The 24,078-nt window shown below is 67.7% G+C and carries 21 protein-coding genes; 18 read left to right on the forward strand and 3 right to left on the reverse strand.

The window, feature by feature from the left end; all coding sequences use genetic code 11:
* The first annotated feature begins 7 nt into the window (after positions 1–7).
* From PSC72_RS15045 to PSC72_RS15120, 16 genes are all read left to right on the forward strand, one after another.
* On the forward strand, positions 8–1,876 hold the full coding sequence (locus tag PSC72_RS15045) for an ABC transporter substrate-binding protein (RefSeq protein ID WP_274322236.1): 1,869 nt from the start codon (positions 8–10) through the stop codon (positions 1,874–1,876).
* Between the two features lie 161 nt (positions 1,877–2,037).
* Positions 2,038–3,057 (forward strand): ABC transporter permease, encoded by a 1,020-nt coding sequence (locus PSC72_RS15050; RefSeq protein WP_274322237.1) that lies wholly within the window; start codon positions 2,038–2,040, stop codon positions 3,055–3,057.
* 1 nt (position 3,058) lies between these two features.
* Positions 3,059–4,522: an ABC transporter permease gene (locus tag PSC72_RS15055; protein ID WP_274322238.1), complete on the forward strand. Its 1,464-nt coding sequence runs from the start codon at positions 3,059–3,061 to the stop codon at positions 4,520–4,522.
* Positions 4,519–5,586 carry an ABC transporter ATP-binding protein gene (locus PSC72_RS15060; protein ID WP_274322239.1) on the forward strand — a complete coding sequence of 356 codons (1,068 nt, stop codon included), beginning with the start codon at positions 4,519–4,521 and terminating at the stop codon, positions 5,584–5,586. The genes PSC72_RS15055 and PSC72_RS15060 overlap by 4 nt, the downstream gene beginning before the upstream one ends.
* On the forward strand, positions 5,583–7,178 hold the full coding sequence (locus PSC72_RS15065) for an ABC transporter ATP-binding protein (protein WP_274322240.1): 1,596 nt from the start codon (positions 5,583–5,585) through the stop codon (positions 7,176–7,178). The genes PSC72_RS15060 and PSC72_RS15065 overlap by 4 nt, the downstream gene beginning before the upstream one ends.
* A complete protein-coding gene (locus PSC72_RS15070) occupies positions 7,175–7,963 on the forward strand; it encodes an inositol monophosphatase family protein (protein ID WP_274322241.1) in 789 nt (262 codons plus the stop codon). Before PSC72_RS15065 ends, PSC72_RS15070 begins: the two co-directional genes overlap by 4 nt.
* A gap of 179 nt (positions 7,964–8,142) precedes the next feature.
* Positions 8,143–8,880, forward strand: coding sequence for a metallophosphoesterase family protein (locus PSC72_RS15075; protein ID WP_274322242.1), 738 nt, complete (start codon positions 8,143–8,145; stop codon positions 8,878–8,880).
* A gap of 5 nt (positions 8,881–8,885) precedes the next feature.
* Positions 8,886–11,720 carry a polyphosphate kinase 1 gene (gene ppk1, locus PSC72_RS15080; protein ID WP_274322243.1) on the forward strand — a complete coding sequence of 945 codons (2,835 nt, stop codon included), beginning with the start codon at positions 8,886–8,888 and terminating at the stop codon, positions 11,718–11,720.
* Positions 11,721–11,868: 148 nt separating this feature from the next.
* Complete coding sequence (locus tag PSC72_RS15085) at positions 11,869–12,375, forward strand: HTH domain-containing protein (RefSeq protein ID WP_274322244.1); 507 nt, start codon at positions 11,869–11,871, stop codon at positions 12,373–12,375.
* A gap of 103 nt (positions 12,376–12,478) precedes the next feature.
* A complete protein-coding gene (locus PSC72_RS15090; RefSeq protein ID WP_274322245.1) occupies positions 12,479–12,715 on the forward strand; it encodes a type 1 glutamine amidotransferase family protein in 237 nt (78 codons plus the stop codon).
* 80 nt (positions 12,716–12,795) lie between these two features.
* On the forward strand, positions 12,796–13,779 hold the full coding sequence (gene twy1 / locus PSC72_RS15095) for a 4-demethylwyosine synthase TYW1 (RefSeq protein ID WP_274322246.1): 984 nt from the start codon (positions 12,796–12,798) through the stop codon (positions 13,777–13,779).
* A gap of 113 nt (positions 13,780–13,892) precedes the next feature.
* Entirely contained in the window at positions 13,893–14,189 is a 297-nt protein-coding gene (locus tag PSC72_RS15100; RefSeq protein WP_274322247.1) for a hypothetical protein, read from the forward strand.
* Positions 14,182–15,765, forward strand: coding sequence for a methyl-accepting chemotaxis protein (locus PSC72_RS15105; protein WP_274322248.1), 1,584 nt, complete (start codon positions 14,182–14,184; stop codon positions 15,763–15,765). Before PSC72_RS15100 ends, PSC72_RS15105 begins: the two co-directional genes overlap by 8 nt.
* Before the next feature lie 195 nt (positions 15,766–15,960).
* Entirely contained in the window at positions 15,961–16,668 is a 708-nt protein-coding gene (locus PSC72_RS15110) for a CTP-dependent riboflavin kinase (RefSeq protein WP_274322249.1), read from the forward strand.
* 1 nt (position 16,669) lies between these two features.
* Positions 16,670–17,338 carry a 3,4-dihydroxy-2-butanone-4-phosphate synthase gene (ribB, locus tag PSC72_RS15115; protein WP_274322250.1) on the forward strand — a complete coding sequence of 223 codons (669 nt, stop codon included), beginning with the start codon at positions 16,670–16,672 and terminating at the stop codon, positions 17,336–17,338.
* A gap of 70 nt (positions 17,339–17,408) precedes the next feature.
* A complete protein-coding gene (locus PSC72_RS15120) occupies positions 17,409–17,867 on the forward strand; it encodes a plastocyanin/azurin family copper-binding protein (RefSeq protein WP_274322251.1) in 459 nt (152 codons plus the stop codon).
* 1,779 nt (positions 17,868–19,646) lie between these two features.
* Here PSC72_RS15120 and PSC72_RS15125 read toward each other — a convergent pair.
* Positions 19,647–20,900 carry an RNA-guided endonuclease InsQ/TnpB family protein gene (locus PSC72_RS15125; protein WP_274322252.1) on the reverse strand — a complete coding sequence of 418 codons (1,254 nt, stop codon included), beginning with the start codon at positions 20,898–20,900 and terminating at the stop codon, positions 19,647–19,649.
* Positions 20,901–21,062: 162 nt separating this feature from the next.
* Between PSC72_RS15125 and PSC72_RS15130 the strand changes: the two genes are divergently transcribed.
* Positions 21,063–22,001, forward strand: a complete 939-nt coding sequence (locus tag PSC72_RS15130) for a branched-chain amino acid transaminase (protein ID WP_274322253.1) — start codon at positions 21,063–21,065, stop codon at positions 21,999–22,001.
* Between the two features lie 286 nt (positions 22,002–22,287).
* Positions 22,288–22,542, forward strand: a complete 255-nt coding sequence (locus PSC72_RS15135; RefSeq protein ID WP_274322254.1) for a hypothetical protein — start codon at positions 22,288–22,290, stop codon at positions 22,540–22,542.
* A gap of 8 nt (positions 22,543–22,550) precedes the next feature.
* Here PSC72_RS15135 and PSC72_RS15140 read toward each other — a convergent pair whose 3' ends face one another.
* Both PSC72_RS15140 and PSC72_RS15145 read right to left on the reverse strand, forming a co-directional pair.
* Positions 22,551–23,360, reverse strand: a complete 810-nt coding sequence (locus PSC72_RS15140; RefSeq protein WP_274322255.1) for a PH domain-containing protein — start codon at positions 23,358–23,360, stop codon at positions 22,551–22,553.
* Complete coding sequence (locus tag PSC72_RS15145; protein ID WP_274322256.1) at positions 23,357–24,007, reverse strand: PH domain-containing protein; 651 nt, start codon at positions 24,005–24,007, stop codon at positions 23,357–23,359. Before PSC72_RS15145 ends, PSC72_RS15140 begins: the two co-directional genes overlap by 4 nt.
* Positions 24,008–24,078 lie beyond the last annotated feature (71 nt).

Genomic DNA, 24,078 nt, shown 5'->3' on the forward strand with positions numbered 1-24,078 from the left:
TCCACCGATGCCAGAGAAACAGACCCGACGACGCTTCCTCACTGCCGCGGGAGCCGGCGCGGCCACCGTGCTCGCCGGCTGCACCGGCGACGACACCTCGACGCCGGGCGACGGAAGCGACGGCGGTGACGCGACCGAGGGGAGCGGCGGTGAGACGCTCCAGCTGATGGCGACCGGGTCGATCCAGACGCTCGATCCGATCAACGCGAAGGGTTCGGGTGCGGGCTACAACCAGTACAACAAGTCGCTGATGGAGTTCCCGAACGGGCAGTACCCGCCCGAGCCGGCCATCGCGAAGGGCTACGAGATGTCCGACGACGGCCTGACCTACACCTTCACGCTGCGGGAGGGCGTGAAGTTCCACGACGGGTCCGAGCTGACGGCCCACGACGTGGTCTACTCCTACCGGCGCCTCGCCGAGTCGGACAACTCCCGCAACCGGGACGACATCATCGGCGACACGCTGACGCTCGTCCACGAGAAAGACGCGAGTCGCAACACGCCGGGCGACGAGGAGACGCTCAGCGACGTGGTGCCGGAGTCCCTCGGCGTGAAAGCCGTCGACGACTACACCTTCGAGATGAAGTTGCAGTCGCCGTTCCAGTACACCCTCTTCCAGATCGCCGGCGGCGCGTTCGCGATCATCCCCGAGGGTTCGGTCGGCGACATCGAGGGGTACGACGGCGACTACAGCTACAACGAGTTCTTCAGCACCGAGGGCGAGGGCCCCGCGTTCGCCGGGGCCGGCCCCTTCCAGGTCGACTCCTGGACCAAGGGGACCAGCCTCAAACTGTCCGCCTTCGAGGACTACTACGGCGAGGCCCCCAAGATCGACGGGATCACCTACACCGTCGTCTCGGACGGGAACACGCGGCTCAGCCGCTTCCGCAACGGCAACGCGGACATCCTCGAATCGATCCCGACCTCCTCGTTCAACCCGGACAACGTCTCGATCGACACCCGCGAGGGCAACCGCGAGATCGGGACCTACGAGTTCGAGAACGGCGGCACCGTCAACTACGGCGAGATCCCGTCGCTGCGGACCGAGTACATCGTCTTCAACACCAAGGAGGTCCCGCTGGCGGTCCGGCGGGCCTTCGCCTACGCGATGAACCAGCACGACATCGCCGAGAACGTCTACAAGGGCATGGGCAAGCCCGGCTACCACATCACGCCGCCGGCGCCGTACCCCACCTTCGAGGACGGCCAGTCCGGCGAGGAGTCCTACGACGCCCACGCCGAGAACGGCGCCCACTCGACCACGGAGTTCGGCGCTGACGGCTACCCCTACGGCTACAACGAGACCCTCCTCGACGAGGCCCGCGCGGTCATGGAGGAGGCCGGCTACGGCGAGAACAACCGCTTCTCGGTCACGGCGACGACCATCTCGGGCAACGACGGCTACCGGCAGATGTTCACCCAACTCCAGCCGAAGCTCCGCTCGGCGTACATCGACATGGAGATCACCGAGGCCGAGTTCGGGACGATCATCAGCCAGGCCATCTCCGGCGACATGCAGGTGTTCGGGCTCGGCGACGGCATGGAGTACCCCGGCCCGCAGAACTTCCTGCGGTTCCTCTACGGCGACAGCCCGAGCTCGCAGTTCACCCGCTGGGGCGCCGAGGGCAGCAACTACACCGAGAAGTACCGCCAGACGGCCATGGACGCGTGGAAGAAGAACTACGCCGCCGAGGGGACGACCCAGGCCGACCACAACAAGGCGTTCCAGACCGTCGAGGAGATGAACTGGGCGTCCGTGCAGGAACTCCCCTTCTTCCATCCGAATAGCCAGCGCTTTTGGCACGACGGGGTGAACGTCGAGATGTACGGCGTGATGGAGAACCAGACGTTCGACGACGTCACGCTAGACCGGTAACGACGCAGTCCCGGCGCCGTCGGTCGGTCGCGGGCGGTCGACCGTCGGCTCGATCCCCATCTGATCACGATGTACGCGAACGACTGCACGCGGGTTCGACCCTGCGGGTGTGGCCACCGTGGCGAGCGGCAGCGACCGTCGGCAAACGGAGGGGTCCGTCCGTGAGTCGACTGAAGTACCTCGGGAAGCGGCTCCTCCTCTCGATACCGGTGGTCTGGCTCGGCACGTCGCTGACGTGGTTCGTCATCTACATGGGTCCCATCGACCCGGCGGCGCGGCTGCTCAGCGAAGGCCAGATGCGAAACACCGACGCCTACACCGCCGCACAGGAACGGCTCGGGCTCAACCAGCCGCCGCTGGAACACTACGTCGACTACCTGATCAACCTCTACACGTTCGACCTGGGCCCGACGTTCCTGCTCTATCAGGGGTCCAGCGTCAACGCGCTCATCCTCGACTTCCTCCCGAGGACCCTGTGGCTGGGCTTCTGGTCGGTGCTCATCGCGGTGCTGATCGGCGTGCCCCTGGGCTTTTTCGCCGGCCTGCGCTCGAACACCGTCTCCGACTACTTCGCCTCGTTCGGCGGGATCGTCTGGCGGGCGATGCCGAACTTCTGGCTGGCGATCATGCTGCTGGCGCTGCTGGGCGGTGCCCAGGCCGTCCTCGGCGTGAGCTGGGAGCAACTCCTCGTTCCCATCGACGCGATATCGGGGAGTCCGGACCTCTCACGGCTCCACACGGTCGATGGCTTCCTCGCGGCGACCAAGAAGGTCCTGCCCGCCGCCCTCGTTTTGGGGTCGGCCTCGATGGGCAACGAGATGCGGATCGGGCGGACGGCCGTGCTGGAAGTGCGAAACGAGGACTTCGTCGACATGGCGAAGGCCAAGGGCGTCTCGGACCGGGCGCTCGTCTGGAAGCACATCTTCCGCAACGCGCTGGTGCCGCTTGTACCGATCATCACGAGCGAGGCGTTCCTGCTCATCGGCGGGTCGGTGCTCGTCGAGACCGTCTTCAGCATCCACGGCATCGGCTGGCTGTTCTTCCAGGCCGCCATCCAGGGCGACCTGCCGCTCGTCGGCACGCTCATGTACATCTTCATCCTCATGATCGTCGGTATCAACCTGCTGCAAGACCTGCTGTACACGGTGATCGATCCGCGCGTCGCGCTGGAGGGGGCCTGAGATGGCCGGCGCACACGACGCCGACGCCGGCGCGCGCGAATCGACGGTCCTCCCGACCGGCTCGCCGCTGGCCGTCTGGGTCGCCGCGGGCGCCGTGTTGTTCGCCCTGGAGGCGGGCGCGCTCGCCGCCTTCGTCGCCGGCATTCTCGCGGACTTCCTGTCGACGGGGGCGTCGCTCGCCGGCGTCGCCTCCGCGGCGGCCCCGGTCGTCGACGCGCTGGAGGTCGCCCGGTCGGCCGCCGAGTCGGTCCCGACGCTGCTCTCGCGGGAGACCGTCCCCAACGACGGCTACTGGAACGGCCAGCGCTACGTCGGCACGTTCCTCGGGCTGGAACCCGCCTTCGCGTGGGCGCTCCGCGTGATATTAGTCTACGCGTACGCGTTCGCGTGGGCGGGGTGGGCGATGCTCGGATACCGCCTCTATCGCCGGGAGATCCGCGACATCGAGTGGACGCCGCGCGACGACATGGCCGACCGCTTCCGCTCGCACACGTGGGGCCTGACCGGGCTCACCATCGTCTTCATGTTCGTCGTGATGGCCGTGTTCGCCCCCGCGCTCGGACCGACGACCGTCGACGAGAACATGCGAAACACGTACTCCACGGAGTTCAGTTACTGGAACTCCGACACGGGGACGGTCGAGACGACGCTCGTCGGGGAGGCAAACCTCGACACGCAGTCGACGGGCACCCAGTCGCGAGTCATGCCCTTCAGCTACGACCAGTACGGCCGCTATCACCCGTTCGGGACGCTCCCGACCGGCCGTGACCTGTTCACGTTCATCGCCGCCGGGTCGCGTATCTCGCTGATCATCGGCGTGCTCTCGGTCGGGCTGAGCGTCCTGCTCGCGGGGTCGCTCGCGCTGACCGCGGCCTACTACAAGGGCCGGGTCGACCTCGGGCTGGTGCTCGTCTCCGACGCGGTGATGGCGATGCCGCAACTGCTCTTGCTCATCATGCTCACGAAAGTGCTGGCGGACACCTGGGTCGGCGGGATATACAGCGGCGCGTTCGTCCTCGCGCTGATACTGGCGGGGACCGGCTGGACCTACATGTGGCGGTCGGTGCGCGGGCCCGCCCTCCAGGTAGCCGAACGCCAGTGGGTCGACGCCGCGCGGAGCTTCGGCCAGAAACCCCACGTCATCATGCGCAGACACATGCTCCCGTACATCACCGGCTACCTGCTCATCTACGGATCGATGACCCTCGGCGGCGCGATCATCGCCATCGCCGGACTGTCCTTCCTCGGGCTGGGCGTCTCGCCGCCGACCCCCGAGTGGGGGCGGGCGATCAACCTCGGCCAGGACTACGTGACCACGGGCTCGTGGCACATCTCGCTCATCCCGGGACTGCTGATCACCGTCGTCGTCACCGGGTTCAACGCGCTGGGCGACGGCATCCGCGACGCCATCGACCCGCAGTCCGACGCGGAGGGCGGCGCGGCCGGGCGGGGTGGTGGCGCGTGAGTCGCCCCGAGACCGAACCGCTCCTGGCCGTCGAGGACCTCCGGACGGTGTTCCACACCGAGCGCGAGGAGATCCACGCCGTCGACGGCGTCTCCTTCGAGGTCGACGCGGGCGAGACCGTCGGCCTCGTCGGCGAGTCCGGGTCGGGCAAGTCCGTCACCGCCCGGTCTATCCTCGGGCTGATCGACGACCCCGGGGCCATCGAGGAGGGGTCGATCCGCTTCCGCGGCGAGGACCTCACCGACGACAACTGGGAGGCCCACCGCGGCGACGTCGCCATCGTCTTCCAGGACCCCGGAAGCGCCCTGAACCCCGTCTACACCGTCGGCAACCAGATCCGCGAGGCGCTGCGGATCCACCAGGACCTGCGCGGGCGCGAGGCCCGCGAGCGCGCCATCGAACTGCTGGAGGACGTGGGCATCCCCGACGCCGCCAGCCGGGTCGACGAGTACCCACACCAGCTCTCCGGCGGGATGCAACAGCGCGCCGTCATCGCGATGGCGCTGGCCTGCGACCCCGATCTGTTGGTCTGCGACGAGCCGACCACCGCCCTGGACGTGACCATCCAGGCGCAGATCCTCGACCTGCTGGACGACCTCCAGCGCGAGGAGGACCTGGCCATCCTGCTCATCACACACGACATGGGCGTCATCGAGGACGCCGCCGACCGCGTGAACGTCGTCTACGCCGGCGAGGTGGTCGAGCGCGCGCCGACCGAGGCGCTGTTCGACGACCCGAAACACCCCTACACGCGGGCGCTGCTGCGGTCGATCCCCGGGCGGACGCCGCCCGACGAGCAGTTGCCGACCATCGAGGGTGAGGTGCCGACGCCGACCGGCCCGGCGACCGACTGCCGGTTCGCGCCCCGGTGTCCCGACGCGTTCGGCGCCTGCCGGGAGGTCCACCCGGAGCACGAACCCGTCGGCGACCCGGCCGTCGACCGGACGGCCGCGTGCCTGCTCCACGACGACCGCTACCCGGGCGAGAGCGACCTCGACGGCGGCCGTGATGCCGACGGAACGGGCGACGGCGCCGTCAGCCCGGACGGAGGTGAGTCGCTGTGACACCCGATCCGGCGACCGGCCAGACAGCCGGTCACGCCGACGAGGGCGAGGCCCGCGGCGAACCCCTGCTGTCCGTGCGCGACCTGCGGACCTACTACGACGAGCGCTCGATCTTCTCGCGGTCGCCGCCGGTCAAGGCGGTCGACGGCGTCTCCTTCGACGTCTTCGAGGGTGAGACGATCGGCCTCGTCGGCGAGTCCGGCTGCGGCAAGACGACGCTCGGGCGGACGCTCCTCGGGCTGGAAGAACCGACGAGCGGCACCATCACCGCCGAGGGGACGGACGTGACCGACCTGTCGGGCGCGGAGGCCCGCGAGTGGCAACAGCGGGTCGGCATGGTGTTCCAGGACCCACAGGAGAGCCTCAACGACCGCCAGACGGTCGGCCAGATCGTCCGCGAACCGCTCGAAGCGCACGACTGGCCGACCCTGTCCGTCGCGGTCACGGGCGTCGACGAGGCGTCCGTCTCGGGGAGCGGCCCCGTCGAGGACCGGACGGCCGGCGACTCGGTGCCCGACCCCGAGAGCGCCGACATCACGGTCGACGTCGCCGAGGGCGGCCACGACGTGACCGTCCGCGAGCGACTCCCGCTCGACCGGTCGGACGTGACCGTCTCGGTCGACGACGCCGGGCGGCCGACCGTTTCGGTGACCGTCGAGAAGTCGGTCGCCGAACTACGCCGGGACCGCGCCGAGGCCCTGATCACGCGGGTCGGCCTGAACGAGGAGCACGTCCGCCGGTACCCCCACCAGTTCTCCGGGGGCCAGCGCCAGCGCGTCGGCATCGCCCGGGCGCTCGCGCTCGAACCGGACTTCCTCGTCCTCGACGAGCCCGTGAGCGCGCTGGACGTGAGCGTCCAGGCGCGGATCATCAACCTCCTCGAAGAGCTGCAGGCCGAGTTCGGCCTCACCTACCTGTTCATCGCCCACGACCTGAGTGTCGTCCGGCACATCGCCGACCGCGTCGCGGTGATGTACCTCGGCAACGTCGTCGAGATCGGGCCGACCGAGTCGGTGTTCGGCGATCCCGCTCACCCCTACACGCTCTCGCTGCTGTCGGCGATCCCCGGGAGCGGGTCGCCGTGGGACGGCGAGCGGGTGACACTGCGCGGAACGCCGCCCAGCCCGCGGGACCCGCCCGACGGCTGCTCGTTCGCGACGCGCTGTCCGGCGAAGATCCGCTCCGAGGAGTTCGACCTGCCCGAGGCGACCTGGCGGGCGCTCGACGAACTCAGAGTGGTGTTCCGGACGCGCGCCCGCGGCGACGACTCGGCGCTCGACCGCGCGAAGGGCGCACTCGGGCTGGACGTGGACGCCGACGCCGTCGACGAGGCGGTGGACGAACTGCTCGGCGACCACTCGCTCCCGTCGGAGGCCGAACGGGTCGTCGACGAGGCGGCCGCCCTGGCGAAAGGCGGCGACGACCGCGAGGCGGCCGACAGGCTCCGCGAGGCGTTCGGATCCCGCTGCGACCGGGAGGCGCCCGACGCCGTCGCAGTCGGCGACGCGGAGAGCCGCTGTTTCCGCGGCGAGTCCGACTACCGCGGCGTGAGCGAGACCATCGCCGCGCGCCAGCGCGAGGGCGAGCGATGACGGACCCCCAGGAGCGGGCGGCCGTCGCCGAGCGGGCGGCCCGCGCCGGCGCGTCGGTCGCCGAATCGCTGTTCCGCAGCGACGTGGCCGTCGAGACGAAGGAAAACGAGACGGACTACGTCACCCGCGCCGACCGGGAGGCCCAGGAGGAGACGCTCGCGGTGATCAGCGAGCACTACCCCGACGAACCGGTCGTCGCCGAGGAGGACGACGCGGCGAAGGCGGTCCCCGAGACGGGTCCCGCGTGGATCGTCGACCCGATCGACGGGAGTCACAACTTCGTCCGCGGCGGGCGGACGTGGGCGACCAGCGTCTGCACCGTCGCCGACGGCGAACCCGTGGCCGCGGCGACGGTCTGTCCCGCGGTCGGTGACGCCGTCGTCGCCGCCGACGGCCGCGTCGAGCGCAACGGCGAACCGGTCACCGTCAGCGACCGGACCGAGCCCGAGCGGTGCATGGTCGCACCGACCGTCTGGTGGCCCCACGACCGCCGGGACGAGTTCGCCGCCGCCGCCCGGGCCGCCGTCACCCGGTTCGGCGACCTCCGGCGCCCGGGGTCGGTCCAGACCGCGCTCGCCCGCCTCGCCGCCGGCGAACTCGACGGCGTGTTCACCAACGTCGACGCACACCCCTGGGACACGGTGGGAGGCGTCCACCTCGTCCGGCGAGCGGGCGGCCGCGTGACCGATCTCGACGGCGAGCGCTGGCGTCACGACTCGGTCGGACTGGTGGCGTCGAACGGCGGCGTCCACGACGCCGTGCTCGCCGCCGCGAACGACATCTGACCAGCGGCGTCCGCTGTAACGCAGTTTTCTTCCTCACGGACCGGCCACCGTGAGACGCGTCGTCGCCGCGGTCGTCGCGGCGCACCCATCCTGTCCGTCTACGGACCGGTCAGTAGCGCTATAGAGTGATATATCGCTCCGGGGAACACTCATATAAACCACCTATACCGTGGATCGGGATGCTCCGGCCATGTCACGGACGGACGCAGGGGTGTGCCGCGGTGACGAGTGAGGAACTGCTCGGAGGCGACGGCGACGACCACAGGCGGATCGACGCCGACCGGTGGGAGGACATCTACGTCGTCGGCGACGTCCACGGGTGTCTGCCGGCGCTGCAACGGCTGGTCGAGCGCATCGGACCGGACGAGGAGACGCTGCTGGTCGTCGTCGGCGACCTCGTCCGGAAGGGGCCCGACAGCCGCGGCGTCGTCGAGTTCGTCCGCGAGCGCGACACCGTGATCAGCGTCCGCGGCAACAACGAGGACAAGCTGATCCGGGGGGACAAACACCTCCCGGAACTCTCCGAGGCGGACATGGCGTACGTCGAGTCGCTCCCCCACGCCATCTCGTGGGAGGACAACCTCGTGGTCCACGGCGGCATCGACCCGCGCAAGGCGCTGGCGGACCACGATTCGGCGGAACTGCTGACGATGCGCTCGCTCGCCCCCGGAGGGAGCTACGACCGACCCTACTGGTTCGAGGAGTACGACGGGCGTCCGCGGGTGTTCTTCGGCCACACCGTGCTCGCCGAGCCCTTCGAGTCGCCGAGCGCGGTCGGGCTCGACACCGGCTGCGTCTACGGTGGCGCGCTGACCGCCTACCACGTCGACACCGGCGAGTTCGTCACCGTCGAGCCGACGGAGACCTACCAGGAGCGCAGCGCCGACAGCATCGTCACACCGCGCGCGAGCGGCTGATACACATGACGGGAGGTAGCCGCGACGACGACGGCGGAGGCGCAACTGACGGCGGGGACGGCGACCGCGGGGTCGCAGGCGACGGCGCGGCAGAGGCCGGGACGGTGTCGATCCTGGACGCCGGGCCGGCCTCCGTCTCGATGCTGGGGGCCGACGGCGGGACGGACGAGGCCGCCGGCGACGAGGTCGGCGGTCGTGCGGGGGAGTTCGACCGCTCGTCGTCCGAGTTCTACCTGAACCGCGAGCTGAGCGAACTGGCCTACCAGCGCCGCGTGCTCCACGAGGCGCTGGACGAACGCAACCCGCTGCTCGAACGGGTCCGCTTCCTGTCGATTTTCACCCGCAACATGGACGAGTTCTTCATGAAGCGGGTGGGCGGCCTCAAACAGCAGATGGAGGCGGGGATCACCGACCGGACGGTCGACGGCCACACGCCCCGCGAGCAGTGGGGGGCCGTCCTCGACGCGGCGCGGCCGATGTTCGCGCGCCAGACCGACTGTTACGAGTCGGTGATCCGGCCGGCGCTCGCCGAGGCGGGCGTCCACGTCGTCGACTACGACGACCTCTCGCCCGACGAGCGCGCGTCGATGCGCGAGTACTTCGAGCGGTCGGTGCTCCCGACGCTCACGCCGCTCGCGTTCGACCCGGCCCACCCGTTCCCGTTCATCTCGAACCTGAGCCTGTCGCTGGCGGTGCTGACCCGCGAGGACGACGAGGAGTCGCCGACGTTCACGCGGGTGAAGATCCCGCAGAACCTGCCGCGGCTGGTCGAGATCGCGGCGGGCGAGCGCTACGTCCTCATCGAGGAGGTCGTCAGGGCGAACCTCGATCTCCTCTTCCCGAACGCCGAGGTGGTCGAGGCGTCGCTGTTCCGGCTGACGCGCAACGCCGAGGTCCGCCGCGACGAGGAGGTCGCCGAGGACCTCATCGACATGATCGAGGAGGTGCTCGAACAGCGCCGGTTCGCGACGGCGGTCCGCCTGGAGGTCGAAGCCGGCACGTCCGAACGCGTCCGCCAGACGCTCGTCGAGCAGCTCGACCTGGACGAGCGGGAGGTGTTCGAGCGCCCCGGGCCGATGGACTACCGGGAGTTCGACACCCTGCTCGACCTCGACCGGCCGGAGCTGAAACTCCCCGAGTGGACGCCCCAGCCCCACCCCCGCCTCCAGCGCCAGCGGACGCCGCTGAACGACGCCAGCGACGACGGAGGCGACATCTTCGCGCGCATCCGCGAGGACGACATCCTGCTGCACCACCCGTATCACTCCTTCACCGACACGGTCCAGCGGTTCATCGCCGAGGCGGCGACCGACCCCGACGTGCTCGCGATCAAGGCCGCCATCTACCGGACGGCGAGCGACTCGCAGGTGATCCAGTCGCTCATCGACGCCGCCGACAACGGCAAACAGGTCGCCGTGATGGTCGAGCTGAAGGCCCGCTTCGACGAACAGAACAACCTGGAGTGGGTCCGGCGGCTGGAGGAGAACGGCATCCACGTCGCCTACGGCACCATCGGCCTGAAGACCCACACCAAGACCGCGCTCGTGGTCCGCCAGGAGGACGACGGCGTCGAGCTGTACTCCCACGTCGCCACCGGCAACTACCACTCCGAGACGGCGAAGGGGTACGTCGACCTCGGCCTGCTGACGGCCGACCGCGACATCGGCCAGGACCTGGTGAAGGTGTTCAACTTCTTCACCGGTCCGTCGCTGGACGAGGAGTTCCGGAAGCTCCTCATCGCCCCCGTGACGATGCGCGACCGCTTGACCCGATACGTCCGGCGGGAGGCCGAACACGCCCGCGCCGGCCGGTCGGCCCGCATCGTCGCGAAGGTCAACGCCCTCGAAGACCCCGAGATCGTCGCGGAGCTCTACGAGGCGGCGATGGCCGGCGTGGACGTCGACCTCGTCGTCCGGGACATCTGCCGGCTCCGCCCGGGTATCGAGGGCGTCAGCGAGAACGTGAACGTCTACAGCGTCGTCGGCCGATTCCTCGAACACTCGCGGATCTACTACTTCGAGAACGGCGCCCGCGACCCCGACCTGCGGGCCGACGACTCGCCGCTCGGCGAGCCCGAGTACTACATCGGGTCGGCGGACTTGATGACCCGCAACCTCGACAGCCGCGTCGAGGCCGTCGCGCCCGTCGAGGACACCGCTATCCGCGAGCAGTTGCGGTTCGTCCTCGACCTGCTGCTCCGGGACAACCGGAAGTGCTGGGAGATGAACGCCGACGGGAGCTACGAGCAGCGCCAGCCCGGCCCCGGGGAAGCGGTGATCAGCACCCAGGAGGTCCTGATGGAGCGGGCCCGCCGCGCCGCCGCCGACGACGACGTCGACTGCGGTATCCCGGCCGGCGACGCCACCGAGAGCGACCTGCTGGTCGAACCGGCGGACTCCGGTCGCGGCGAGTTCAGTCCGGGTCGGGAAGCGATCGATCAGGGTCGCGGGGAACCGGGTCCCGGGGAACCGAATCGCGGGGGACCGAGCCGAGACAGGAACGATGTCGGTAGCGGCCGCGCCGACCGGGATGCTGACAGTGACGCGACCGGGCCGGGTGCCGATAGCAGCGCGTCGAACGCGGAACCGGACAGCGAAGCGTCGGATGCCGGAACTGACGACCGCACGTCCGCCGCCGTCGAGTCCGTGGTCGCGACTGCGGGCGGCGACTCCGCGGTCGCGGAGAACGGCGACCTGCCGGGGCCGCTGCGGGACAACCCCGACGCCTGGTACCGGCCCGACAGCGACCACTACGACTTCGCCGTCAGGACGCCGGACGGGACCGTCTACCGCGAGACCGCCGAGGGGGCCGCCGCCGTCGTCGAGCGGTTCGAGGAGTGAGTCGCCAGCGGGCAGCGGTGTCTCGCTCCCCCGTCCGCCGTCACGCGTTCTCCGCCGCGCGGCGGCTATATAGACTACTGTGAAATAAAGTATCAATCGAAGGAAATTATTAGACGATGGCGGGTGACACTCCGCGTGACGTCCACCAATGGCCACAGCAACTCCCGGCCGTCGTTCGGTAGTACTGTTCGTCCGCTCGCTGTCGCCGACCGAGACGCCCGCGGCCGGCCACGTCGCGCGGGTCCGCGACCTGGAAGACACCGGGCGGGTCGCGGACGCGTCAGTCGCAGTCTGGGGACGGGAGATCGAACTCTCCGCGCGGGCGCGCCGGACCCGCGCCGGGCAGTGCGTCCTCGACCGGATCGCGGACTTCCGCGCGTGGGCGGACGAGCGCGGGGTCTCGATGTCGCCGTTTTTCGACGCTCGCGAGCGCTCCTCGGCGATGACCGGCGAGGAGTTCGCCGCCCTCCGACTGCCGGTGTGCTGTCTCGCCGAGTACGACGGCGACGAACTGGTCCACGTCGCCCCGTACAGCACCGGCGACGCGATCTGCACCGTCGCCGACCGCCTCGACCGGCTGGACCGCCTCGACCGCGGCGACGGCGAGGGCGGTTCCGACCGCATCGAAGCGGTGCAGGCGCTCCGCGGCGACTGACACGGGCGACGACCGCGACGGCCGATACCGCCCGAAGGGACCCGCTACCGGTGGGCAACCACTTCGACAGAACCCCTACGGCGCGCCGACCCCTGGGAACGGTATGGCCGAGTACTCCGAGGAACAGGTCGGCAAGCGCGTCGTCTCCCAGGAGGGCGAGGAGATCGGCGAGGTGACCGCCATCGACGACGGGTCGATGGTCGTCCGCGTCACGGTCGGGAACAACAACGACGTCGTCGACCACATGGGCTGGGACACGCGGACGAACCAGGAGACCCACACGCTGAACGACCGCTACGTCTCGAACATCCGGGAGAACGCCGTCCGGCTGCGGGTGTAGTCGAACGACGAGACGAGAACGACTGTCTCGCCCGCGGCGCGGAGGAAAGATGTTTACGAGCGCCTCTCCTGTCCCCGTCAATGAGCGAATCGGACGGTCCGAAACAGGTAGACGACCCGGACTACCACAGCGAGAACCACACGGCCGCCCAGACCTGCGGGTGGACGGCCAACTCGCTCCGGGGAGAGGGCAAGTGCTACAAGTACGCCTTCTACGGGATCGAGTCCCACCGCTGCATCCAGATGACGCCGGTCGTCAAATGCAACGAGCGCTGCGTCTTCTGCTGGCGCGACCACGCGGGCCACGCCTACGAACTCGGCGACGTCGAGTGGGACGACCCCGCCGCCGTCGCGGACGCCTCGCTGGAACTCCAGAAGAAGCTCCTCTCGGGGTTCGGCGGCAACGATCAGGTCCCCCGCGAGCGCTTCGAGGAGGCGATGGAACCCCGTCACGTCGCCATCTCGCTGGACGGCGAGCCCTCTCTCTACCCGTACCTCCCCGAACTCATCGAGGAGTTCCGCGACCGCGACATCACCACGTTCCTCGTCTCGAACGGGACGAAACCCGAGGTCCTGGCCGAGTGCGACCCGACGCAGCTGTACGTCAGCGTCGACGCGCCGGACCGCTGGACGTTCGATAATACTGTGAAGGCCGTCGAGGACGACGCCTGGGAGCGGCTGATCGACACGCTGGACGTGCTCGCCGAGAAGGACGAGACCCGAACGGTCCTGCGGACGACGCTCGTCAAGGGCAACAACATGCACCACCCCGAGTGGTACGCCTCGATGTTCCAGCGGGCCGACCCCGACTTCGTCGAACTGAAGGCGTACATGCACGTCGGCCACTCGCGCGGCCGGCTCGACCGCGATTCGATGCCCGAACACGAGGAGGTCCGCGCCTTCACCGAGAACGTCATGGAGCACATGCCCGAACACGACTACCTGAACGACGTGCCCGTCTCGCACGTCACCCTGCTCTCGAAGACCGAGGACACCTGGGTGCCGAAACTGCGGAAGGACAGCGAGTTCTGGGAGCGGGACCCCTACGCCGAAGCTGGCGACTGACCGGATCCCGGCCGTTCGCGTCTCTTCACTGCGTTTCTGGTTATCACTCCTCGTAACCGGGGGGATACCTTGATGCTACCCGTCACGAGTGTCTCCGTACCCGGTGTTACATAATGTCAGGCATATTTGCGGCGCTCGAACCGGCCAAGGTCGCCCTGGCCGTGATCGCCGTGTTAGGCATCGCCCCGGTCGTGATCCAGTACCGCGACCGCTCGAAGTGGTTCGCGGTCGGCTACGGACTGCTGGTCGCGGCGACGCTTTTCACGAACCTCGAAAGTCTGTTCCTCGGGGGACTGTTGAACCTCGCGGAACACGCCATCGGACTGATGGGCGCGGGGATCGCGTTCCTCGTGGCGGCGCTCGTCCATCGTCGCCGACTGCGCGAGGAGGGGGTTCTCGACGATGGTTGAACTCACCGTCGTCTTCGACCTGGTCGCGACGGGCGCGTTCGCCGGCGCGGTGGTCCTCGGAATACGGAACTGGCGGGAGACGGACCTGGAACGCGCGTTCTGGGTGAACTTCACGTTCGGCGCGGCGCTCGGATTCCTGTGGACGGGGACCGTCCTGCTGGAGTGGCTCGGCGTGAGTCCCGTGTTGATGGACGCGCTGAGCAACACGCTCCTCGGGACGACCATCGGCGTCTACGCGGTGGGTTCGACGGGGACCATGGCCGTCGTGGACGACATGAAAGCGGCGAAGGCCAAGGCCGATCAGGCGCGAGCGGAGGCCGTCGAGCTACAGGAGGACGCCGAGGACGCCCGGCTCGAAGCCGAGCGGGCCAGCGAGGAGGCCGAACGCGAGCGCGAGCAGGCCGAGCGCCTCAGCGAGACGCTCCGGCGGAAGGCGACCGAGTTCGGCGACGTGATGGCGGCGGCGGCCGAGGGCGACCTGACCCGACGGATGGATCCCGACAGCGACAGCGAGGCGATGACGGAGATCGCCGAGTCGTTCAACGCGATGATGGCCGACCTGGAGGGAACGCTCGTGGAGATCCGGTCGTTCGCCGACGAGGTGCGGACGGCCAGCGGGGAAGTCACCGCCGGCGCGAGCGAGAGCCAGTCCGCCAGCGAGCAGGTCGCCGAGTCGATGCAGACGGTCTCGGCGGACACCGACGAACAGAACGAACGCCTCCAGTCGGTCTCGACCGAGATGGGGACGCTCTCGGGGGCCGTCGAGGAGGTCGCCGCCTCGGCCGACGAGTTGGCCCACGCGACCGAGGAGTCCGTCGAGGTCGGCGAGCGGGGACGCGAGTCGGCCAACGAGGCGCTCGACGAACTGGACGCAGTCGAGGCCAAAGCCGACGAGGCGGTCGAGGAGGTCGACTCGCTGGCCGCGGAGATGGACGAGATCGGCGAGGTCGTCGACATGATCGCAGAGATCGCCGAGCAGACGAACATGCTGGCGCTCAACGCGTCGATCGAGGCGGCGCGGGCCGGCGAGGCCGGGGAGGGCTTCGCCGTCGTCGCCGACGAGATCAAGGGGCTGGCCAGCGAGGCCGCCGAGGCCACGGACGAGGTCGAACAGCTCATCACCGACATCCAGGACTCGACCGACGAGACGGTCGTCAACATCCGCGAGATGGGCGACCGCGTCGACGCCGGCACCGCGACGACCGGCGAAGCGCTGGACGCGCTCGACGAGATGGCCGACACGATCCGGACGGCCCACGACAGCATCCGGGAGATCAGCGAGGCGACCGACGACCAGGCGGCCTCCACGGAGGAAGTCGCGAGTATGGTCGACGAGATATCCGAGATGGCGGGCCGGATCGACTCGGAGTCCGACCAGGTCTCCGCGGCCGCCGAGGAACAGACCGCCTCGCTCACGCAGGCGACCGAGAACGCCCACTCGATGTCCGACCGCGCGGACGACCTGCGGGACCTGCTCGACGAGTTCGTCGTCGGCGACGGGGCCGTCGCAGACGGCGCATCGCCGCGTGCGGCGACAGACGGCGGCCCGTCCTCCGGCGACGGACCGACGGCCTGAGCCCCCGCCTGTCAGCGCGACCGAACCGGTCCGAACCTGCGGACGCCCGGGTCCGCCGCGACGATGCCGACGCCGTTTTCACTGACCGTTCCGAACACTCTCACAGACAACGTCTCGAAACGCACCTGCCGTTCCACTTCTGAGACGCGTTCCGAATTCGGTATACTTATCGGCCGGTAGGGACTATTCACTGGTATGGCAGGTATCACGGCGTCGTCGGTCGGGCACGCCGAGCTGGCGACGCTGAAGGCGTTAGCGTTGCAGGGCGGGCTCGACGGCGACCAGAAAGTGTCGTGCTCGGCGCTGGCCGACCGGCTCGACGCGTCGACGCAGACGGCCTCGCGGCGGCTCCAGCGGCTGGAAGAGGCCGACCTCATCGAGCGGGAGATCGTCAGCGACGGGCAGTGGGTGACGGTGACCGACGCCGGCCAGCGCGCGCTCCAGCGGGAGTACGCCGACTACCGACGGATATTCGAGCGCGACGCGAGCGTCGAACTCCACGGCTCGATCACCAGCGGGATGGGCGAGGGTCGCCACTACATCTCGCTGCCGGGCTACATGCGCCAGTTCGAGGAGACGCTCGGCTACGAGCCGTTCCTGGGGACGCTCAACGTCGAGCTCTCCGAGGAGAGCGTCCGCGAGCGCGGGCACCTCTCCTCGTTCGAGCCCATCACCATCGAAGGCTGGGAAGACGACGAGCGGACGTACGGGCCGGCGTACTGCTACCCGGCGACCGTCGAGAACAGCGACGGCGAGGCGTTCGCGGACGCGCACGTCATCACGCCTGAGCGAACCCACCACGGCGACGACCAGCTCGAAGTGATCGCACCGGTGAAGCTCCGCGAGGAACTCGGCCTGGACGACGGCGCCCCCCTCACCATCGATGTCACCGAACAGCGATAGCATGACCGGCGACGCATCGACTGCTGCGGCGAGCGTCGAGCGCGCGCTCGACGCCCTCCGCCGCGGCGAACCGATCCTCGTCCACGACGCCGCCGACCGCGAGGGGGAGACCGACCTCGTCTATCCGGCCGGGGCCGTCACGCCCGACGCCGTCGCGCGGATGCGCAACGACGCCGGCGGCCTCGTCTGCGTCGCGCTCGGCGATGCGGTCGCCGCGGCCTTCGAGTTACCCTACCTCCAGGACGTGCTCGACCACCCGGCCGCCGCCGACCACGAACTGGGGTACGACGACCGCTCGTCGTTCTCGCTGACGGTCAACCACCGCGACACGTACACGGGGATCACCGACGAGGACCGCGCGCTGACGATCACCGAACTCGCCGCCGCAGCGGCCGACCCGCAGGGCACCGACTTCGCGAGCGAGTTCCGCGCCCCGGGCCACGTCCACGTCCTCCGCGCCGCACCTGGCTTGCTGGCCGACCGTGAAGGCCACACGGAACTCGCCGTCGCGCTCGGGGAGGCCGCCGACCTCCCGCCGGCGATGGTCGTCTGCGAGATGCTCGACGACGACACCGGCGGCGCCCTCTCGCCCGCGGCCGCCCGGAGCTACGCCGACCGCGAGGGGCTCGTCTACGTCGAAGGCAGCGCCGTCATCGACCGCCTCGGATAGCCGCGCCCGACCCGCCTTCTCCGACAGCGACTCCGCGGCACTGAAGGGCACACGTCCCCCAGCACGGACGATGAGAGACGTTTCACGCCGGTCGTTCGTCCGCGCGAGCGGTCTCGCGGTCGTCGGCGCACTCGCCGGCTGTTCGAGCGGTGCGTCCGGCGATCAACCGAGCGAGACGCCCGCGGGTGACGTCGTCGTCGGTCCCGGCGGCTCGTACGCCTACGACCCCGAGGAGTACACCGTCTCCGTCGGCGAGACGGTCACGTGGTCGTTCGCCAGTCCGGCCCACAACGTCTCCTGCGTCCCCGAGGACAACCGACAGGTGTCACTGCCCGACGGCGCCGAACCGTTCGCCAGCTACGAAGACGGTAATCCCGGAGAAACGGTGCCGCAAGGCGAAACCTACGAGCACACGTTCGAGACGGCCGGCGAGTACACGTACGTCTGCATTCCGCACGCCCGGCAGGGGATGGTCGGGACAGTCAGAGTAGAACGAGGAGGGACGAACGGCGCGAGCGAGGACGGATAGAGCAGCGCGGCCACGTCTCGAAGGCTCGGCCGAAGAACCACCGGCTCCCTGGAGTCTCTCGGCTGATCCGTCTCGGGAGCGATGCAGGTTCCGTTCTCCGTCTACCGCTTTCGACACGGACGGCTGTAACTCGAAGTGTTATTGGTATCCGTCACATTGACGAAACTGACTGATGGATTATATCCGAAGACACGGCTTGAAATTCGTCTAGCTGTCGTTGGAACGTGATACCGGCTCCGTTTCACGGAGAGAAACGCGTGGTTCCGTCCGTTCGCTCCGAACGCTGCCTCCCCATGCGTCGGATCTCTCTCCCGGTCCAGTAGACGAACGGCGAAACCGTCAGATGGGGTGCCTCCCGCACGACGGGGTAGCGGATGCAGACAGCACTCAACGGCGCGCCGGGGGCTTGATCCCCGTTCGTTGCGCGTCCGATCTCCCACTGTGAGTCATGGCAATGGGTACTGGCCGCTTGAGCCTGTCCGCGTTTACACGAGCCCGAATTTGGCTGTTAAATCTACCGGTATTCTCCGCATGTCTCTGGAGAGGCTTGCTCAGGTGGCGAGGGTCCCCCTCCGAGTTTCACTGCTCGCCAGTGGGGGCTCTCTCGCAGTCTACCCGCACCGTGAACGGCCCGGTCGGACGCGTCAGTAGCCCTTGTCTGCGTTGGTAGCTGAAACCCGAAGTAGGATATCGCTTCTGTGAGCCGGTTGCTGGTGCCCCAATCCACAGGGGATCGAACGGCATTCTGCCCAGGCACGCGATCACCTCTGGGCTTTCGGCGGAGGCTATACCAGTTCGGCGGAAGCTCTACCGTTCGGCATCGACAGACAGATCCTAACTGGCTTCCGCCCATAGTTTCACATGTGGGCTCGGTCGTTCGAAACGGGACACCCTGTTTCAGTTTGGAAAACGATCCACCGCCCTGGTACCCCTCATCCGCCCCCTCTGAACTCGCGAATTCTGGCCGCAGCAGGCCATTGAACCGTATAATCCGCGGAACTAACGTCCGGCTCTCGAGGGCCCTCTGACATCTCTCTGCACAGTCCGTTCGGATATTACAGTCGTATGGGCGTAATGCTCATGTGTCCTATCTCCCTCTCGGCTCTCCAGCCGCTCGTTGTCCGCCTGTGTCTCTGATAGGCGTAGAGAGAACGCATACACTCCATTCGAGCCAAAACGCCGGGCCTCTGTACAAGCGAACAGAAGTACCGCCAATACCGGTCGAGGCAGGCCGCAAGTGCGTCTCTGAGCCGATTCTGGTCGCGTTCGTCCCGATACTAGATGGTTTCGTCTCCGCTGGGTCGAGGTCTACGATTCTATGCCGACTTCTGGGCGAATCAGGGGAACTCACTGGTCGACATCGGTGTCGAGACGATTCTCGCGCTCTCTTCATATCTAACTCAAATAAAGAAAGTTTCTATTATTGGAAACTGTCAGTTCCTGCGCGGATATACACGACTGATCTCGTGGTGAGCCGATGGAACGTGGGCAAGCGAGACCGCCTCCGGGGTTCCGTTCTCAGATCCCCTCGTCAGGCTAGTCGTCTGCACCCGCTACCCTGGGGAGCGCTGCCGGAGCACGTTCGACCAGATCCACGCGCTGGAACTGTCCGGAAGATCATGACCGGGCACGCGACCACGCGGAGGCCCACGGGCCGAACATCTCCGCGCGCAGTGCCACGTACCCACACGGACTGTCAACACTCTTTACAGCAGGGTCGCAACACCCGGCATGGACAGACCGAGCGGTGGCGAGGCTGGCGGACTGACAACGTTTGAGCTACCCACCACTATCGCGGTGAGATTCAGCGTGAACTCCCGTTCTGGCCTCTAGTGAGGCAGGAGAATAGCCTCCGTTCGCGTTCAACGTCCCGCTGTTCAAGCGCACGCTCAAGGGCGCGCCTCCATCGCCTCCAGTTTGGTTGCGATGGAGATACCGCAAACCGATGTTCTTCGCGGCGTTGTAGTCAGCATGATTCTCGTAGCCGCATTTCAGACATCCGAATCTCTCGCGGTCGCGGTTCTTGGGGTGTGTGAATCCGCATTGTGAGCACCGCCGACTCGTGTTTTCGGGGGCAACCTGCTCGACTGCTATACCGTATTCTCTAGCTTTGTATTCGACGTACTCGTACAGGCGGTCGAAAGCCCACTTGTGCCCCCACGACGCCCCTGTCCGTTCGCGGATGCCGGTCAAGTCTTCGAACGCAATCACGGAACACCCGTTTTCGCGGGCTTCTGCGACAAGTTCGTTGCTGATGCGGTGCAGCATCGACTTGAACCGTCCTGTCTCTTTCCGACCGACGGACTGGATGTTCTCGTGTGCCCAGCGAGTTCCACACTGTTGCAGGTCGCCACGCCGATTCTCGTATTCTCTGCGCCAGTGGTCGAATTCATCGCCCGTCCAGAACGTGCCCGTCGAAGTGACGGCAAGGTTGTTTACGCCGAGATCAACCCCGAGAACCGCTCCGTTCTCGGATGTTGTCTGTTCCGACGTATCAGACTTCACCTCCAGTTTACAGTGGACATGAAGTACCCACGTGCCGTCACGGTAGTGTAGTTCCGCACCCGTTGTCTCATAGTCGTCCGAAAATAGGTACTCTGAGTGTGGAGTCTCACTGTCCTCGTCGGGTAGCACGTAGTCGACTTTGATGCGACCGTCGGTCGTGGCGAGACTCACATACTCGTCGTGGAACGTTGCGGTGCGGTGGTCGTAGACGACGTGTGGACTGGTGAAGCGTGGTTTCGACGCCTTTTTACCTTGCTTCCAGCGCGTAACGACACTCTTGCAGGCTTCAGTAGCCTTGTCGCGCGCGGCTTGCACCAGTCCACCGTTGAAGTTGTCCGTGGCTTCTCGTACGTCATCGTAGGTTTCCTCGTCTAGCGTGGTTTTGCTGGTGGTGACGTATTCACCTTTGAAGGCGTGGTCTACAACGTATTGTGCAGACCAGAGGAACGTGTCTACGGTGTCTCTGAGGAGTGCGGCATCGTCTCTTTCCACGTCGAGAGCAACGGGGACGGTACGCCGCATCTCCATATCTTCTATGTGGTGTGTTTGATTGTTAAATGTAGGGAGTTGGCCTGCCATCGTTGCGAAATTGCAGTTTCAGTTGTCGACTTTATCCCACGGCCCAAGCCGTGGGATCTCTCTTTGCGCTATCTATAAATCGGGGGCGCCCATCACCGGGAGGTACGACCCATGACCGAGCGCCCAGAGATGTTCCAGGGCGTCGACGAACTCTGGATGGACGGCGAGTTCGTCGACTTCGACGACGCACAGATCCACGTCCTCACCCACGGCCTGCACTACGGGTCGGGCGTCTTCGAGGGCGTTCGCTGCTACGACACCGCCGACGGCCCCGCTATCTTCCGCTGGGAGGAGCACCTCGAACGGTTCTACCAGTCCGGCAAACCCTACGATCTGGATATCCCCTTCGAACCCGAGGAACTCACCGAGGCGACCGTCGACCTGATCCGCCGCGAGGACCTGGAATCCTGCTACATCCGCCCCATCGCCTTCTACGGCTACAACTCGCTGGGCGTGAGCCCGGGTGACTGCCCGACCCGCGTCGCCATCGGCGCCTGGCCGTGGGGCGCCTACCTCGGCGAGGACGCCCTGGAGAACGGCGTCGACGTGATGGTCTCCTCGTGGCGCAAGCACGCTTCCAGCCAGATCCCGACCAACGCCAAGACGACCGGCCTCTACGTCAACTCCCTGCTCGCCACCGAGGAGGCCAAGGGCAACGGCTACACCGAGGCCATCGTCCTCAACAAGGAGGGCAACGTCGCCGAGGGCCCCGGCGAGAACCTCTTCCTCGTCCGCGACGGCGAGATCTACACGCCCGGTCTCGCCGAGTCAATCCTCGACGGCATCACGCGCCGTACCGCCATCGAACTTGCCGAGGACATGGGCTACACCGTCCACGACGAGGCGACCATCTCCCGCGGCGAACTGTACACCGCCGACGAACTGTTCTTCACCGGCACCGCCGCGGAGGTCACGCCCATCCGCAGCGTCGACGACAACGTCATCGGCGAGGGCACGAAGGGACCGGTCACCGACGAGATCCAGTCGCAGTTCTTCGACCTCGTCGAGGGACGGCTCGACGGCTACGACGACTGGTTCACCTACGTCTGACGACTCTCGCGGTCGAATTCGGCAACGCCCCCGTGATGACGTCGCTCGTTCGCCCGTTGCTTGAATTCGCAAGTTGTCTCGTGCGTAACGGCCGCGATTCGGCCGTTACGCACGGTCGTTCCACCGTGATATCACGGGACCCCGCGCACAGGCTAAACAGTTAGGGGTAACGGTCAGGGGTCTTCTCACCTGATATCCGGTAGATGCAACCGACGAGTCAGCCCAGTAGTCACGGCCGGCGCGTACGGATCGCTGATGACGACCCGGCGCCGGGGGTGACCCGACGATGGCACTGACTGCCCGACTTCGCTCCGTGCTGAGCGACGCGCGCGAGCGAGCGGGTCGCGGCGAGGGCTCCGACGACGCGGCCCGACCGGACGAACCGGGCGCCACCGACCGCGGCGAGTCGCGGGACGTCCCGGAGACGAACCTCTACGAGTGCGCCACGTGCGACACCGTCTACGTGGCCGAAGAGAAGTCGACGTGCTCGACCTGCGGGAACGCCGTCGAGGAAGTCTCCGCAACGCTGTCCCGCGAGTAACCACCCGATCAGTTCTCCGGCGGCCAGTCGCTCTCGTCCCGGTCAGCCCCGCGGCCGTCCCGTTCGTCGGCTCCCCGGTCGTCACTGGCCGTGGCCAACGGGTCCGACGGGACCTCCGCCGCGCCAGCGGAATCGTCCGCGGCCAGCCGCGCTTCGACCCGCTCCAGCGCTTCCCGGGTCGCCTGGAGTTCGGCGACGAGTTCGTCCAGCTGGTCGGCGCCGGCGACCCGTCGGTCCGCCGCGGCGCCGTCGCCGCCGGTGCCGTCGCGGGCGCCGCGGCCGCCCCCGAACTCCCGCTGGACTCTGGAGATCTGCTCGCGCACCTCGCGGGCGTCTTCCACGTCGTCGAACGAGATGTCCGCGCCGGAACTGCCGGCGGTGCTGATCTCGATCGTCCCGAAGCCCAGCTGTTTCCCCCAGAACGACTGTGTGAACTCCGTGTTCTGGATCCGGTCGAGGTCGACGCTCTCGATGTTCCTCGAGAGGATCCCCCGCTTGACGTACAGCGAGCGGTTGGTGACCACGTAGTCGGTGTGCGTGATGGACAGGTACGACGCCGGCGCGGCGAGCAGGACGACGAACCCTATCAGGAACGGGATCAGGACGATCCCCGTGACGACGGTCCCGATCATCCTGAGCTTCGTCGGCTCGCCGGTCCAGACGATCTCTTCACCAGGTTCCAGCGAGAGCCACTCCGAGACGTCCGAGTCGGCCGCGGCCGCCGCGCGGTCGACGACCGACGCGTCGCTCGTCGGCTGTCCCTCGCTGTCCTCACCGTCGCCCGCTCCGTCCGCGCCTCGCGGCCCGTCTCGACTCATACGTTCTCCTCCATCCGCTCGGCGACGGCGCGGAGTCGCCGCGCCTCCGTCAGGAGCGCGTCCATCGCCTCCCCGTCGAGTGCGGCGGTTTCGGCGCTCGGCGCTGGGTCGTCTTCGCGCGCTTCGCCGGCCGCGCGGACCTGTTCCTGCAGTCGGTCGCGGAACGTCTCGGGGTCGTCGAGGTCGCTGACCGAGAGGTCGGCGCCGCCGCTGCCGGCGGTGCTGAGCGACACCGTCCCGTAGTCGAAGAAGTTGCCAGTGATATCCTTGTGCAGCGTCGTGTTCTGGACGCGGTCGACGCCGACGCTGGTGACGGTCTCCGAGAAGATGCCTGTCTTCCGGTAGATCCGGCGGTCGGTCAGCACGTAGTCGGTGTGTTCCACTCTGAGGTAGGCGAGCGTCACCGACCCGACCTGCGAGAGGGCGACCAGCACGGCGATCCCCCAGACGAGCGCGCTCGAACTCCCCGTGAGGCCGCCGATACCGGGTAGGAAACCCATACTGGCGGCTATCGCGCCGCCGAACGCCAGCAGCGTGATGACCACGCCGCCGGCGACCGTACCCGCGATGCGCCACACCCGGGGCTGGCCGGTCCAGACGACCTCCTCGCCCGGGTCGAGCGAGAGCCACTCGTGTTCGGCTGTCATACCGCGTGGGTGGCACTGTCGGGGGGATAAAACCACGGGACGGGCGTCGGTGGTGCGATCACGCCGACCCG

It is taken from the genome of Halosimplex aquaticum (assembly GCF_028747785.1).
GTDB classification, from domain to species: Archaea; Halobacteriota; Halobacteria; order Halobacteriales; family Haloarculaceae; genus Halosimplex; species Halosimplex aquaticum.

Bases quoted from the DNA above. Each gene is read 5' to 3' on its own strand.
- PSC72_RS15045 (WP_274322236.1), top strand. From the start codon at position 8: ATGCCAGAGAAACAGACCCGACGACGCTTCCTCACTGCCGCGGGAGCC.
- PSC72_RS15055 (WP_274322238.1), top strand. From the start codon at position 3,059: ATGGCCGGCGCACACGACGCCGACGCCGGCGCGCGCGAATCGACGGTC.
- PSC72_RS15070 (WP_274322241.1), top strand. From the start codon at position 7,175: ATGACGGACCCCCAGGAGCGGGCGGCCGTCGCCGAGCGGGCGGCCCGC.
- PSC72_RS15075 (WP_274322242.1), top strand. From the start codon at position 8,143: ATGCTCCGGCCATGTCACGGACGGACGCAGGGGTGTGCCGCGGTGACG.
- ppk1 (WP_274322243.1), top strand. From the start codon at position 8,886: ATGACGGGAGGTAGCCGCGACGACGACGGCGGAGGCGCAACTGACGGC.
- PSC72_RS15085 (WP_274322244.1), top strand. From the start codon at position 11,869: ATGGCCACAGCAACTCCCGGCCGTCGTTCGGTAGTACTGTTCGTCCGC.
- PSC72_RS15090 (WP_274322245.1), top strand. From the start codon at position 12,479: ATGGCCGAGTACTCCGAGGAACAGGTCGGCAAGCGCGTCGTCTCCCAG.
- twy1 (WP_274322246.1), top strand. From the start codon at position 12,796: ATGAGCGAATCGGACGGTCCGAAACAGGTAGACGACCCGGACTACCAC.
- PSC72_RS15100 (WP_274322247.1), top strand. From the start codon at position 13,893: ATGTCAGGCATATTTGCGGCGCTCGAACCGGCCAAGGTCGCCCTGGCC.
- PSC72_RS15105 (WP_274322248.1), top strand. From the start codon at position 14,182: ATGGTTGAACTCACCGTCGTCTTCGACCTGGTCGCGACGGGCGCGTTC.
- PSC72_RS15110 (WP_274322249.1), top strand. From the start codon at position 15,961: ATGGCAGGTATCACGGCGTCGTCGGTCGGGCACGCCGAGCTGGCGACG.
- ribB (WP_274322250.1), top strand. From the start codon at position 16,670: ATGACCGGCGACGCATCGACTGCTGCGGCGAGCGTCGAGCGCGCGCTC.
- PSC72_RS15120 (WP_274322251.1), top strand. From the start codon at position 17,409: ATGAGAGACGTTTCACGCCGGTCGTTCGTCCGCGCGAGCGGTCTCGCG.
- PSC72_RS15125 (WP_274322252.1), bottom strand. From the start codon at position 20,900: ATGGAGATGCGGCGTACCGTCCCCGTTGCTCTCGACGTGGAAAGAGAC.
- PSC72_RS15130 (WP_274322253.1), top strand. From the start codon at position 21,063: ATGACCGAGCGCCCAGAGATGTTCCAGGGCGTCGACGAACTCTGGATG.
- PSC72_RS15135 (WP_274322254.1), top strand. From the start codon at position 22,288: ATGGCACTGACTGCCCGACTTCGCTCCGTGCTGAGCGACGCGCGCGAG.
- PSC72_RS15140 (WP_274322255.1), bottom strand. From the start codon at position 23,360: ATGAGTCGAGACGGGCCGCGAGGCGCGGACGGAGCGGGCGACGGTGAG.
- PSC72_RS15145 (WP_274322256.1), bottom strand. From the start codon at position 24,007: ATGACAGCCGAACACGAGTGGCTCTCGCTCGACCCGGGCGAGGAGGTC.